Consider the following 13,766-nt stretch of genomic DNA (forward strand, 5'->3'; position numbering starts at 1 on the left):
CGGGTCGCGGGCCCTTCGGCGCCATGGACTACCTTGTGGGCGACGCGGAGCCGGCACCGGTCCGACGAAGGCCCGACGGTTCCGGGCCCACCGAGGTCTATGTCGAACCCCTACAAACACGAGGGGTACCTGACTGTTGACTCGTGCTGAACAGTTCGTCGTTCTGTCCAGCCCCACCAGGAATCGACACGGGAGACTGTACGGAGTCGACGGCGGGGTTTTCTTGTCCGACTTCGTAGGGTCGGTACATGACCGTTGTGGACCAGATCCCGAGCGAGCCCGCTGACGCCCGTGGCCGAGTGGCCGAGCTGCACGTCCTGCGCGAGCAGGCCCTCCGCGGCCCGAGCGACCGCGCGACCGAGGCCCAGCACGCGAAGGGCAAGCTGACGGCGCGCGAACGCATCGAGCTGCTGCTCGATCCTGGTTCCTTCAGCGAGGTCGAGCAGCTCCGCCGGCACCGCGCCCAGGGCTTCGGCCTGGAGGCCAAGAAGCCGTACACCGACGGTGTGATCACCGGATGGGGCTCGGTCGAGGGCCGCACGGTCTTCGTCTACGCGCACGACTTCCGGATCTTCGGCGGCGCGCTGGGCGAGGCCCACGCGACGAAGATCCACAAGATCATGGACATGGCCATCGCGGCCGGCGCGCCGCTGGTCTCCCTGAACGACGGCGCGGGCGCCCGTATCCAGGAGGGCGTCTCGGCGCTCGCCGGCTACGGCGGCATCTTCCAGCGCAACACCCGCGCGAGCGGTGTCATCCCGCAGATCTCGGTGATGCTCGGCCCGTGCGCCGGCGGCGCGGCCTACAGCCCGGCGCTGACGGACTTCGTCTTCATGGTCCGCGAGACCTCGCAGATGTTCATCACCGGACCGGACGTCGTGAAGGCGGTCACCGGCGAGGAGATCACCCAGAACGGCCTCGGCGGCGCCGACGTCCACGCGGGTGTCTCCGGTGTCTCCCACTTCGCGTACGACGACGAGGAGACCTGCATCGCGGAGGTCCGCTACCTCCTGTCGATGCTCCCGCAGAACAACCGCGAGAACCCGCCGACCGTCGCCTCCGAGGACCCGGCGGACCGCCGCTCCGAGGTGCTGCTCGACCTGGTCCCGGCCGACGGCAACCGTCCGTACGACATGCACAAGGTCATCGAGGAGCTCGTCGACGACGGCGACTACCTGGAGATCCACGAGCGCTGGGCCCGCAACATCATCTGCGCGCTGGCCCGCCTCGACGGCCAGGTCGTCGGACTCGTCGCCAACCAGCCGCAGACGCTGGCCGGTGTCCTCGACATCGAGGCCTCCGAGAAGGCCGCCCGCTTCGTGCAGATGTGCGACGCCTTCAACATCCCGATCATCACCCTTCTGGACGTACCCGGCTTCCTGCCGGGCGTCGATCAGGAGCACGGTGGAATCATCCGCCACGGCGCGAAGCTGCTGTACGCGTACTGCAACGCGACCGTGCCCCGGATCAGCCTGATCCTGCGCAAGGCCTACGGCGGCGCGTACATCGTCATGGACTCCCAGTCCATCGGCGCCGACCTGACGTACGCCTGGCCCACCAACGAAATCGCGGTCATGGGCGCCGAGGGCGCCGCCAACGTGATCTTCCGCAAGCAGATCGCGGAGGCCGAGGACCCCGAGGCCATGCGAGCCCGCATGGTCAAGGAGTACAAGGCCGAGCTGATGCACCCGTACTACGCGGCGGAGCGCGGCCTGGTCGACGACGTCATCGACCCCGCCGACACCCGCCAGGTGCTCATCAGGTCCCTCGCGATGCTCCGCACCAAGCACGCCGACCTGCCGTCCCGCAAGCACGGCAACCCGCCTCAGTAAGAGGAGTCATCCACGTGACAACCCCCGCCAACCTTCTCCGTGTCGAGAAGGGCCACGCCGATCCCGAGGAGCTGGCGGCCATCACGGCCGTCCTGCTCGCCCGTGCCGCCGCCCGGTCCGACGAGGACACCGCCGCGGGCCACCGCGGCCGCACCACGGCCGGCTGGCGCCGCCTGGAGCGCGAGCACGGCTTCCGCGCACCGCACAGCTGGCGCTGAGCGACCGAAAGAGGGCCTGAACCCGGCCATACCGGGTTCAGGCCCTCTTTCGCGCTCACAGGCCCCTCACGCGCCGTTCACGGCCCCTCACACGCCGTCCCGGCCCCCTCACCCGGCGTTCCCGCGCCCTGACGCGCCGTACGGGCCCCGACGCGCCGTACCGGCCTCGCCGCGGCACGACAGGGGCCTTGGCCGGTACGCCGGAGAGGGGAAGTCCCCGGACATGCCGAAGGCCGCGTCCCCGAGGGGAACGCGGCCTTTCGGTACGGGTCGCCGGGGGACAGCTACCGCAGGCGGGCCATGAGGGCGTGCTCGACCAGGGTGATGAGCGCGCTCTTGGCGTCGGCGCGGTGCCGGGCGTCCGTGGTGATGATGGGGGTGTCCGGGCCGATCTGGAGGGCCTCGCGGACCTCCTCCGGCTGGTACGGCTGGGCGCCGTCGAAGCCGTTGAGGGCGATGACGAACGGCAGGCCGCTGTTCTCGAAGTAGTCGACGGCCGGGAAGCAGTCGGCGAGGCGGCGGGTGTCGACGAGGACGACGGCGCCGATGGCGCCGCGGACCAGGTCGTCCCACATGAACCAGAAGCGGTCCTGACCGGGCGTACCGAAGAGGTACAGGATCAGGTCCTGGTCCAGGGTGATGCGGCCGAAGTCCATGGCGACGGTCGTCGTCTTCTTGTCGCCGGTGTGCGTGAGGTCGTCGATGCCCGCGGACGCAGACGTCATGACGGCTTCGGTACGCAGCGGGTTGATCTCAGAGACGGCGCCGACGAACGTGGTCTTGCCCACGCCGAAGCCACCCGCCACCACGATCTTCGCGCTGGTGGTTGAACGGGCCGCGCCGCCGCTAGAGCTTGCGAAGTCCACTGAGCACCCTTTCGAGCAGTGTCACGTCTGGCTGACCGCCGGCGGCCTCGTCGCCGCCCGGCTGGTGGATGGCGACGAGCCCGGCCTCTGCCAGGTCGGCCACGAGGATTCGGGCGACGCCGAGGGGGATGGAGAGAAGGGCCGAGATCTCGGCGACCGACTTGATCTCGAAGCACAGCCGGCAGATCCGCTGGTGCTCGGGCAACTGCCCCTGCAGCCGGGACGGATCGGCCGTCGTGCTGACCAGCGCCTCGATGGCGAGCTGGTAGCGCGGCCGGGTCCGGCCGCCGGTCATCGCGTACGGACGCACCAGCGGGTTGTGCGAGCCGCCCGAGCTGCTGGAGCCTGCGGCGGAGTGGGCGCGTGAGGAGCCCTGCGCACCCGCGGGCTGGGCGTGAGGCTGCCGATAGGGCTGCGATACGCCCTGTCTGCTCGGGGTGGAGGGAAAGTTGAACCGGTTCTGCGCGGTGTCGCCGAGCGGCGCCTGGTGCGCGTCATAACCGTTGTAGGGGCTTGAGCCCGGTGGTGTTCCCACGTCTCCTCCTCCGACTGCCTCGCGGTCCATGTCCCTTGGAACCGCGCCACCGCACCTTACGGGGCGGTGGCGCGAAACGCACTGTCTGTCTGTTAGTTGAGAAGACTTCCCTGAAGCTCCGCCCGGAGGTCGGGAGTCAGGACGGTGCCCGCCCGGTCCACGAGCAGTGCCATCTCGTAGCCCACGAGACCGATGTCGGCCTCGGGGTGGGCGAGCACGGCCAGCGAGGAGCCGTCCGAGATCGACATGATGAAGAGGAAGCCGCGCTCCATCTCCACCACGGTCTGATTGACCGCACCACCCTCGAAGATCCGGGACGCGCCCGCGGTCAGCGAGGTCAGTCCGGAGGCGACGGCCGCCAGCTGGTCGGCGCGGTCGCGGGGGAAGCCCTCGGACATCGCCAGCAGGAGTCCGTCGGCGGAGACCACCACCGTGTGCGACACCCCGGGGGTGTTGTCCACGAAGTTGGTGATCAACCAGTTCAGATTCTGCGCCGCCTGGCTCATGCTCACACTAACGCTCCTGGTTGTAGGTACTGCCCGGGCCGAGGCCCGATCCGTTCGTGTCCGTTCCCGCGCTGCGTCCCTGCTGGACACCGCGGCGCAGGTTGCTCAACCTGCCCCGCACGTCCTCGGGTGCGCGGGAGACCTGGGGGCCGCCCTGCGGGGTCTGCTCAGCCGTGCCCTCGACCAGGTTGGCCTTCGGGACCCGGCGGGGAAGGCCGGACGAGGTGACCCCGCCCGCCTTCGGGTCCTTGAGCTTCCCGGCCCGCTGCCAGCGCTCGTCGTTGGTCGAGCGCCATTCGTCCGTGGGGTCGGCGTCGTTCTGCTGCGGCTCCTGCGCCGGCTGCGCGGGCTTCGCCTGCTGCGGTGCCTGCTGCTGCGGCGCCTGCTGGGTCGGCGAGGCGACGCTGCCGCGGCGCGGCAGTCCGGCGTCGGTCAGCGCGTGACCGGCGTCCGGGGCGGCACTCGGGGTCGGACCCGGACGGTCGAAGCCTACGCGGTCGGGGGCCTGTTCGGGAGCGCTCGGAGCAGATTCCGATTCCGCTCCGAACGGCTGCTGGTAGCCGCCCTGGTAGGCGCCCTGATCCTGCCAGTCGCCCTGGTGGGACTGGGTATCGAACGCATTGCCGTACTGCTGGTGTTCGGTTCCCGGGGTCTCGTACGAAGCTTCCGCATAGCCCTGCTGCGGGTAGGCCTCGTAGCCCTGCTGCGGGTACGCGTAGCCGTCCTGCTGCTGCGGGAACCCGGCCGCGTACTCCTGGCCGTACCCCTGCGACTGCTGAGACTGCTGCTGCCCGTACTCCTGCGCCGGGGCGTACTGCTCGGCCGGGTACTCCTGACCCTGCTGCTGCCCGTACTCCTGACCCTGGCCGTACTCCTGGCCCTGCTGCCCGTACTCGTCCGGCTGCTCCGCCTCGTCGCGGAAGAGCGGCCGGTCGCCACCCTGCGTCTGGGCCTCCAGGGCGGCACGGCGCCCTTCGCGCTTCAGCGAGCGGTCGACCGGGTCGAGCGGACGCTCCTCCTCGGCCGGCTGCTCGTAGCGGGAGTCGTCGAAGCCGAGGTCGGCGGCGGTCAGCATCGGCTGCTGCTGCGGCGGGGCGCTCTCGAAGGCGCTCGGCTGCTGCTGCTGCGGAATGATCTGCGAGACCGTGAAGTCGTCCTGGAGCGGCTGCTCGCCACCGCCACCGTGGGTGATCGCGTCCGGCAGCATGACCAGCGACGTCGTACCGGCCTGCTCGCCCGAGGGGCGCAGCTGGACCCGGATGCCGTGGCGGTCGGCGAGCCGGCCGACCACGAAGAGGCCCATGCGCTGCGAGACGGCCGCGTCCACGGTCGGCGGGTTGGCCAGCTTGTGGTTGATGTCCGCGAAGTCCTCGGCGGTGAGGCCGATGCCCTTGTCGTGGATCTCGACCATCACACGGCCGTCGGGGAGACGGGTCGCGGTGACGCGGACCTTGGTCTGCGGGGAGGAGAACGTGGTGGCGTTCTCCAGGAGCTCGGCGAGCAGGTGCACGAGGTCGGTCACGGCCTGGCCGTGGATCTCGGCCTCCGGCACGCCCGCGAGCTCGATGCGCTCGTACTGCTCCACCTCGGAGGAGGCGGCGCGCATGACGTCGACCAGCGGGACCGGCTGGTCCCAGCGGCGGCCCGGCTCCTCGCCGGCGAGGACGAGGAGGTTCTCGCCGTTGCGGCGCATGCGGGTCGCCAGGTGGTCCAGGCGGAAGAGGTTCTCCAGCTGGTCCGGGTCGGCCTCGTTGTTCTCCAGGTCGGTGATGAGGGTCAGCTGGCCCTCGATCAGCGACTGGTTGCGGCGCGAGAGGTTGGTGAAGATCGCGTTGACGTTGCCCCGGAGCATGGCCTGCTCGGCGGCGAGCCGGACGGCCTCGCGGTGGACCTGGTCGAAGGCGCGGGCGACCTCGCCGATCTCGTCCTGCGTGTCGATCGGGATCGGCTGCACGCGGGTGTCGACGCGGCCGGGCTCGGTACGGGACAGCTGGTCGACCAGCATCGGAAGGCGCTGCTCGGCGATGCTGAAGGCGGCGGTACGCAGCTGCTGCATCGCGCGGCTCATCTGGCGGGCCATCATCCCGGCGAGGACGAAGGCGGCGAGCAGGGCGATGACGACGATGCCGCCGTTGACCCAGGCGTCCGTCTTGGCCTCGTCGGAGATCTTGATCGCCTCGGCCACGGCCTTGTCGACCAGGGCCTTCTCGACCTCGGAGTAGCCCTCGAACTTGGCGGTGGCGATCGCCACCCAGGTCTCGGCCGTGATGCCCTTGGCCTTGAGCGACGCGAGGCCCTCGGGGTCCTTGGCGGTGCCGATCGCGGTGGCCGCGCCCGAGTAGACGGAGCCGTCCTTGCCCTTGGGGAGGTCGAGGCCGGCGGCCTGCATCTGCTTGGCGCCCTCGGCGGCCTTGCCCGCCATGACCTTCTTCAGCATCTCGACGTCCTCGGGCATACCACCGGAGGAGAACTCGCCGAGGGCGATCTGCTCCAGGTAGTTGTACGAGTTGAACGCCACGGACTGCTGGGCGAAGACGGCTTCGGTGCGGCTGGGCCGGACCAGGAGCTGGGTGCCTATGGAGCGCTGGAGGGACTCGGCGCCCTTGGCCAGCTGGATGGCGTAGACGCTGCGGCCGTAGGCCGTGACGTTGCCGGTGCCGAGGCCGAGCTCGTTGGAGAACTCGGTGAGGTAGTGCTGGACGCCGGTGTACTGGAGCTGGGTGTTCACCGGGTCGAGGGAGCGGGTGTACGCGGCCTTGCGCAGCGCCTCCAGCTTCGGCTCCTCCTCGCGGAAGAGGTTCAGCCGGCGTTCCAGGCCCTGGCCCGAGGGCAGGTCCTGGGCGGCCTGGTCGAACTTCACCTTGGCGGCGTCGGTCGCGGCGTACGCCTTCGTGACCTCGTCGCTCTTGCGGTCCTCGGCGGTCTTGGCCGCCAGCAGGGGGGCCGCGGTGAGGTCGCGCTCGTTGAGGAGAGCGGTGCTGTACTCGGAGGCGGCGCGCACGATGAGCGCCGTCTTCTCGGCGTCCTGCGCCTCCTGCCAGGTGTCGATCGACCCCTTGACCTGGAAGCCGCCCATGACGAGGCCGACCAGCACGGGTATGCAGAGGATCGCGTTCAGCCTGGTGGGCACCCGCCAGTTGCGGGGCGAGAGCTTGCTGGAGCTGCCCGGTGCGGGGGCCACGGCGGGCTGCGTCACGGGCACGTCCGCGGGCGACATCGCCGTGCGCGACGGCGGGGTGAAGTTGCCCCGTGTCTCCTGCTCCGCGGAGCTTTCCTTGCTGCGCCTCACTCGACCAACAACCTCTCGGCGTCGGCACCTACGTTGTGCCGGTGTTTCGTTCAGGGCCGTACTACTCGGGAGTTCATGAATTGCAGCACGTGAAGGGGGTCGGTTCCAAACAGTGGGACGCGGCCGGTTTCACGGGCTTACGCCTCGTATAAAACGGGCATAAAGAGCGAGCCCCGTCAAAAGACGGGGCTCAGGTGAGCGCAGCGACACCGATCGGATGCGTCGGGTGTCCGAGGCGCCCCAATTCTCTGTCGAAATGTTATGAACGCGCGGGCGGCCGTGTCGAACGACACAGACCGCCCCTCGCGGTGGCATATGACAACCGCCCTGGTCGTCCGACTACTTGAGCCGGGCCATGAGGGCGTGCTCGACCAGGGTGATGAGCGCGCTCTTGGCGTCGGCGCGGTGCCGGGCGTCCGTGGTGATGATGGGGGTGCCGGGGCCGATCTGGAGGGCCTCGCGGACCTCCTCCGGCTGGTACGGCTGGGCGCCGTCGAAGCCGTTGAGGGCGATGACGAACGGCAGGCCGCTGTTCTCGAAGTAGTCGACCGCGGGGAAGCAGTCGGCGAGGCGGCGGGTGTCGACGAGGACGACGGCGCCGATGGCGCCGCGGACCAGGTCGTCCCACATGAACCAGAAGCGGTCCTGACCGGGCGTACCGAAGAGGTACAGGATCAGGTCCTGGTCCAGGGTGATGCGGCCGAAGTCCATGGCGACGGTCGTCGTCGTCTTGCCACCGGTGTGCGTGAGGTCGTCGATACCCGCCGAGGCGGACGTCATGACGGCTTCGGTACGCAGCGGGTTGATCTCAGAGACGGCGCCGACGAACGTGGTCTTGCCCACGCCGAAGCCACCCGCCACCACGATCTTCGCGCTGGTGGTCGAACGGGCCGCACCGCCGCTAGAGCTTGCGAAGTCCACTGAGCACCCTTTCGAGCAGAGTCACGTCCGGCGTGCCGCCGGTCTCTCCGTTGCCCGGCTGGTGGATCGCCACCATGCCGGCCTCCGCCAGGTCGGCGACGAGGATGCGGGCGACACCGAGGGGCATCGACAGCAGTGCCGACACCTCGGCCACCGACTTGACCTCACGGCACAGGTGGCAGATCCGCTGGTGTTCCGGGAGGAGCGTGGCGAGGTGCGCCGGGTCGGCCGTGGTGCTGACCAGTGCCTCGATGGCGAGCTGGTAGCGCGGCCGGGTCCGGCCGCCGGTCATCGCGTACGGACGCACCAGCGGCTGGTCGCCCTCATGTCCGTACTCGTCGACTGAGGCGCCGTACGGATCGTGAGAGGCGGGGGGCGGGGTCATGAATCCTCCGGGCGTGACAGCAAACCTTCTGCCGTCTGATGGGGCCGGTGGGGGGCCGGGTGGGGCGGCCGGACGGATAACGGTGCCAGGGCGGTACGGAGGGGCGTACCGCCCTGTCGATCGGTCGTGCGGTGGGGTTCTGACCGGGAGTCGAACCGGCTAGTGGAGCAGGCTTCCCTGGAGCTCCGCGCGGAGATCCGGGGTGAGGACACTGCCGGCCCGGTCCACCAGCAGCGTCATCTCGTAGCCGACGAGGCCGATGTCGCACTCGGGGTGCGCGAGCACGGCCAGCGAGGAACCGTCGGAGACCGACATGAGGAAGAGGAAGCCGCGCTCCATCTCCACCACGGTCTGCGCGACGGGGCCCCCCTCGAAGATCCGGGACGCACCCGCGGTCAGCGAGGTCAGTCCGGACGCGACCGCCGCCAGCTGGTCGGCACGGTCGCGGGGGAATCCTTCGGACATGGCCAGCAGGAGTCCGTCGGCGGAGACCACCACCGTGTGGGACACCCCAGGGGTGTTGTCCACGAAGTTGGTGATCAACCAGTTCAGATTCTGCGCCGCCTGGCTCATCGCGTTCAACTAACGCTCCTGCTGATGGTTCGGACCGAGGTGGTGATTACCCGTGGTCGAGTTACCTGCCTGCCGGCCCTGCTGGATACCGCGGCGCAGATTGGTCAGCCGGCCGCGGACGTCGTCGGGTGCACGCGAGACCTGGGGGCCGGCCGTGTGGGCCTGCTCCTGTGCGGTCCCGGGTACGAGGTTGGCCTTCGGCACACGCCGGGGAAGACCAGAGGTGGTGACACCGCCGGCGGCGGGCTTGCGCACCCGCTCGGCCTGGCGCACCAACTCGTCGTTGGGCGAGGTCCGCCAGGCGGCCCCGCCGTTCTGGCGGCCGTCGGCCGGGTCACCGGCCGGACGCTGCGCCGGAGCGGACGGCTGCGGCGCGGCCGGGGCCTGCGCCTGCTGCTGTGCCTGCTGCTGGGCCTGCTCCTGGTTGAACCAGTTGGTCTCCAGCGTGTCGTACAGCGGCGTACGGCCGTCGCCCGCGCCCGCCGGCGGCAGTGCCTCCGGACGGCGCGGCTGCTGGAGCTGCGGCTGCTGGCCCTGCGGCTGACGCTGCTGCGGCTGGACCGGCTCCGGGCGCTGGGCGCCGAAGTCGCCGCCGGTGCGCTGACGCGGGGCCGGCGGCTGCGGTGCCTGCTGCTGCGCCTGCGGTACGTAGGGCTGCCGGCCGAACTGCTGCTGCTGGCCGCCCTGGTAGCCCTGCTGCTGCGGGGCCTGCTGCGGGCTGGTGAAGTCGGGCCGCGCGAACTGGCCGGTGGAGCCGGGGCCCTGCGGGGCACCGAAGTCGGGGCGCGGGAACTGCGCCGTCGACGCCGGGTCCTGGACACCGCCCTGGTACACCTGCGGTGCCTGCTGCTGCGGGGCCTGCTGCGGGCGGCCCTGGGACTGGGGCGCACCGAAGTCGGGACGCGGGAACTGGCCCGTGGAACCGGGGCCCTGGGGCGCCGGGGCCGCGAACGAGCCGGTCGTCTCCGGGTCCTCGTGACCGCGCGGCGCGTCCAGCGGGGACATCTCCTGCTGCGGGCGGCGGACCGGCTGCTGTGCCTGGTCGTTGCCCCAGCTCGCCCCCTGCGGGCGCTGCGCCTGGGGGTTGCCGCCCGGCAGCTCGGCGCGCGGGAACTCGTACCCGCCGGTCTGCTGGGCACCGGGCGCCTGGCCCTGGCCCTGGCCGCCCTGCGGGGCGTGCTGCGGAGCACCGGGTCCGGCCTGCGGGGAGCCCTGGCTGCCCCACACGTCCGTACGGGACGGGATGGCGCTCGCGGCGCCGCCGATGAGACCGCCGCCACCCGGGCCCGGGCGCAGCGGATCGCCGCTCTGCGGAGCCTGGGGGGCCTGCGGCGCCTGACCGGTCCGGTCGAGCGAGGCGTTCTGCGGCTGCGGGGTCCGGGACTGCGGGGCGCCCTGCGGGCCACCGGCGAGCGGCGCACCGTCACGGGCGGGCAGCGCGGCCCGGGGACCGCTCGTACCGACCTGGCCGCGCGGAGCGCCGCCGCCGAGCAGGCCGCCCGAGGGCGCACCGCCCTGGCCCGGGCGTCCGCCGGGGCCACCGGCCGCGCCGGGACCGGCGGGGAGCCGGCCGCCCGGGGCGGAGGCGCCGGGCGGCATCGCGCCCTGGCCACCGGCACCCGGCTTGGGCATCGGCTTCTTGTTGCCCTGGGCGACGTCGACCGGCAGCATGACGAGCGCGGTGGTGCCGCCCGAGTCGGAGGGGCGCAGCTGGATGCGGATGCCGTGTCGCAGGGACAGGCGGCCGACCACGAAGAGACCCATGCGGCGGGAGACGGAGACGTCCACGGTGGGCGGCGACGCGAGCCGCTCGTTGATCGCGGCGAGGTCCTCGGGGGAGAGGCCGATGCCGGTGTCGTGGATCTCGACGAGCACCCGGCCGTCGGGCAGCGCGTGACCGGTGACCCGGACCTTCGTCTGCGGCGAGGAGAACGAGGTGGCGTTCTCGAGCAGCTCGGCGAGGAGGTGGACGAGGTCGTTGACGACCCGGCCGGCGACCTCGGTCGCGGGGACCGAGGCGAGTTCGATGCGCTCGTACTGCTCCACCTCGGAGGCGGCGGCACGGAGCACGTCGACCAGCGGGACCGGGCGGGTCCAGCGGCGGCCGGGCTCCTCACCGGCGAGGACGAGGAGGTTCTCACCGTTACGGCGCATACGCGTCGCGAGGTGGTCGAGCTTGAAGAGCGAGGACAGCTGGTCCGGGTCGGCCTCGCGCGACTCCAGTTCGGAGATGAGCGAGAGCTGACGCTGGATGAGGCCCTGGGAACGGCGCGAGAGGTTGGTGAACATCGCGTTGACGTTGCCCCGGAGGAGGGCCTGCTCGGCGGCGAGACGGACGGCCTCGCGGTGCACGTCGTCGAAGGCCGCGGCCACCTGGCCGATCTCGTCCCGGGAGTGCACACCGACGGACTCGACGGAGGTGTCGACGTCCTGCGGGTCGGACTCGGAGAGCTGCTTGACGAGCTCGGGCAGGCGTTCCTGGGCGACCTTGGTCGCGGTGTCCTGGAGCCGGCGCAGCGAGCGGATCATGGACCGGGCCACGACGAAGGCGCCGATGAGCGAGACGCCGAGGACGAGGAGGATCAGCGCACCGTTGACGATGGCGTCCCGCTGCGACTCCTGGCGGAGCTCACGGGCCAGGCTCTCCATGTCGCCGAGCAGACCGCGCTCGATGCGGTTCATGGTGGCGATCTTGGTGCCGTACTCGTCGGTGAAGTTGAGGTGGCCGCGCGGGTCGCCCTTCTTCATCGCGCCGTCCATGTTGAGGACGCGCTCGGCGTACTTCTCGGCGGCGGTGATCGAGGGGTTGCCGGTGTTCAGGGACGCGAGCCGCTCGGTGGCGTCGCCACCGGTCGACTCGTAGATCGCCTGGAAGGACTGGAGTTCGCGGCCCTCGGAGTTGAGCGCGGCCTCGCCGTAGAGACGGTCACCCTGCTGGATGTCGCCGTTGGTCCGGTCGCTCGGCGGCAGCGCCGCGGCGATGATCGCCTGCTGGATGGAGGCGTACTCCTTGGCGGACGAGAACGCGGCGAGCGCGCGGGTCCGCTTGATCATCTCGGGGTTGCTGGTCGCCTGCGCCATGTCCTGGGACAGGCTGAGCAGCGAGCGGATGAGACGGCTGTACGCCTCGACCGTCACCGAGTGGGAGACGTCCTTCTCGTACGCGTTGCTCCGGATCGTGTGCAGACCGCTGACCTGCGAGGCGATCTGGTTGACGTTCTGCCGGATGCTGCGCAGCGCCTCGTCGCCCTCGGTGGCCGGGATGGCCTCCGTGGCCTGCAGGAAGGCCTTGTACTCGAGGTCCGTCTTCCGGCGCGGGTTGGCGACCTGGTAGTCGCTGACCGGGCGGCTGTTGGAGAGCGGACCCGCGGAGAGGTCGCGCTCGGACTGGAGGGCCTGCGCGAGGTCGGTGGCCTCTCGGGTCAGCTTGGTGAGCAGCTGCATGTGGTCGAGCTGCTCCATGTCCTGGAGCGACTCGCTGATGCGGATGCCGCCCAGGGTGGTCGCGGCGACCACGGGGAGGGTCAGGAGCGCGACCAGGCGCGTGGAGATGCGCCAGTTGCGCAGGGCTATTCGAGGACCGACCTCGTTCTCGGCCCGGACCTTGGGGGGTGCGTCGGACGGCTCGGCGGACGCGGCCGCGGCGCTCGTGCGCCTGCCGCCGTCACCGCCCTCGCCGGACGGGCCCTGACCCTGGTTCGGGGTGTGCGAGGCCGAGGGACCGCGGTCGGTCCCGGCACGCGGTTCCTGCTCCGCCGGAGCATCCGCTCGGCCCTGACGGGCCTGGGGAGACCCCGAGCCATCCCTCTTGAAACGTCCCTGCACTAGCGTCGCAACCTCTGGACCAGGCGTCCTTCCGGATGAACGGAGAGGACGGTGTCGGCGTCAATCGGGGTGCGTGGAGGGCACCCCAGGTGGTCGTCGGTGACCGGCGCAGTTCCCCCTTCCCCGCCACTAGGCCGGCGCTGCGTTGCGCCCCCTGCGCGCCGGCTTGAAACCCGCGGCGGTGCGTGGAATTCCAGCACAGTGCCGGACCTCCAACAAGGGCCGCGTGTCGCGTCGGGAGGGTCATGACAACCCGTGCCCGTAACGTCACCCCATGTAGAAGATGATCACGGAGGATTCGGACTTTTCCGGTCCAATGGCTGCGCGTACCCGTGTGTCCCAGTCGACATGATCAGGAGCGGAATAGAGCATTCAGTGGCGTAATGTCCCTTTCCGTGGCGACAGGCGACGGTCCGTAATGCCCGGAATATGGCGCCCGTGGTGAGCAAACTCACACGATGATCGATGTCTTAGCCATGCATTCGAAGGGAATCGCATGTTTAGCCTGACGCTTTACACCCCCTCGCGCCCGAACGCGGCGCCCGTTCCGGAACAAGGTCAGATCACCGCGATGAAGACGACGACGCCCGGCACCACGGCCAACCCCCGCCGTTCCACCCTCGTCCACCTCTCGGACGCCGCAGAGCTCGGCCGGGTCGCCCTGCCCGAGTACGCGATCGCGCTGCCGGCGAAGACGGCCAACCCGCGCCGCACGGTCCTCATGCAGCCCCCGGCCCCGTACCAGCCCCAGCCGTACGCCTCCGCGTCCCGCTGACACCCCCCCCGGAACCGCCCGCGTCATCCTTGTCACCACCC

At 70.7% G+C, this 13,766-nt stretch carries 11 protein-coding genes; 3 read left to right on the top strand and 8 right to left on the bottom strand.

Going from position 1 to position 13,766, the window contains the following annotated elements:
• Nucleotides 1–248 precede the first annotated feature (248 nt).
• Nucleotides 249–1,832: an acyl-CoA carboxylase subunit beta gene (locus ACIP84_RS33235; protein ID WP_401803055.1), complete on the top strand. Its 1,584-nt coding sequence runs from the start codon at nucleotides 249–251 to the stop codon at nucleotides 1,830–1,832.
• Nucleotides 1,833–1,846: 14 nt separating this feature from the next.
• A complete protein-coding gene (locus tag ACIP84_RS33240; protein WP_030320260.1) occupies nucleotides 1,847–2,050 on the top strand; it encodes an acyl-CoA carboxylase subunit epsilon in 204 nt (67 codons plus the stop codon).
• A gap of 284 nt (nucleotides 2,051–2,334) precedes the next feature.
• Here the strand turns inward: ACIP84_RS33240 and ACIP84_RS33245 are convergent, their stop codons facing one another.
• The 8 genes from ACIP84_RS33245 to ACIP84_RS33280 form a co-directional block, all read right to left on the bottom strand.
• A complete protein-coding gene (locus ACIP84_RS33245) occupies nucleotides 2,335–2,916 on the bottom strand; it encodes an ATP/GTP-binding protein (protein ID WP_073912790.1) in 582 nt (193 codons plus the stop codon).
• Nucleotides 2,897–3,451: a DUF742 domain-containing protein gene (locus ACIP84_RS33250; protein ID WP_355960385.1), complete on the bottom strand. Its 555-nt coding sequence runs from the start codon at nucleotides 3,449–3,451 to the stop codon at nucleotides 2,897–2,899. Before ACIP84_RS33250 ends, ACIP84_RS33245 begins: the two co-directional genes overlap by 20 nt.
• Nucleotides 3,452–3,543: 92 nt before the next feature.
• The gene (locus tag ACIP84_RS33255) at nucleotides 3,544–3,957 is read right to left on the bottom strand and encodes a roadblock/LC7 domain-containing protein (RefSeq protein ID WP_026057603.1); all 414 of its coding nucleotides are present in this window, start codon (nucleotides 3,955–3,957) and stop codon (nucleotides 3,544–3,546) included.
• A 7-nt stretch (nucleotides 3,958–3,964) separates the two neighbouring features.
• Nucleotides 3,965–7,246 (bottom strand): nitrate- and nitrite sensing domain-containing protein, encoded by a 3,282-nt coding sequence (locus tag ACIP84_RS33260; RefSeq protein WP_401803058.1) that lies wholly within the window; start codon nucleotides 7,244–7,246, stop codon nucleotides 3,965–3,967.
• A gap of 339 nt (nucleotides 7,247–7,585) precedes the next feature.
• A complete protein-coding gene (locus ACIP84_RS33265) occupies nucleotides 7,586–8,167 on the bottom strand; it encodes an ATP/GTP-binding protein (RefSeq protein ID WP_073912799.1) in 582 nt (193 codons plus the stop codon).
• Entirely contained in the window at nucleotides 8,148–8,552 is a 405-nt protein-coding gene (locus tag ACIP84_RS33270) for a DUF742 domain-containing protein (protein WP_017235980.1), read from the bottom strand. The genes ACIP84_RS33265 and ACIP84_RS33270 overlap by 20 nt, the downstream gene beginning before the upstream one ends.
• Nucleotides 8,553–8,711: 159 nt before the next feature.
• Nucleotides 8,712–9,125 (bottom strand): roadblock/LC7 domain-containing protein, encoded by a 414-nt coding sequence (locus ACIP84_RS33275; protein WP_030325548.1) that lies wholly within the window; start codon nucleotides 9,123–9,125, stop codon nucleotides 8,712–8,714.
• A gap of 9 nt (nucleotides 9,126–9,134) precedes the next feature.
• On the bottom strand, nucleotides 9,135–12,950 hold the full coding sequence (locus ACIP84_RS33280; RefSeq protein ID WP_401803061.1) for a nitrate- and nitrite sensing domain-containing protein: 3,816 nt from the start codon (nucleotides 12,948–12,950) through the stop codon (nucleotides 9,135–9,137).
• Nucleotides 12,951–13,521: 571 nt separating this feature from the next.
• On the opposite strand from ACIP84_RS33280, the gene ACIP84_RS33285 reads away from it, so the two are divergent.
• On the top strand, nucleotides 13,522–13,725 hold the full coding sequence (locus ACIP84_RS33285) for a hypothetical protein (RefSeq protein WP_355960395.1): 204 nt from the start codon (nucleotides 13,522–13,524) through the stop codon (nucleotides 13,723–13,725).
• Nucleotides 13,726–13,766: the final 41 nt, after the last annotated feature.

This window comes from Streptomyces sp. NPDC088707, assembly GCF_044752725.1.
Taxonomy (GTDB): Bacteria; Actinomycetota; Actinomycetes; order Streptomycetales; family Streptomycetaceae; genus Streptomyces.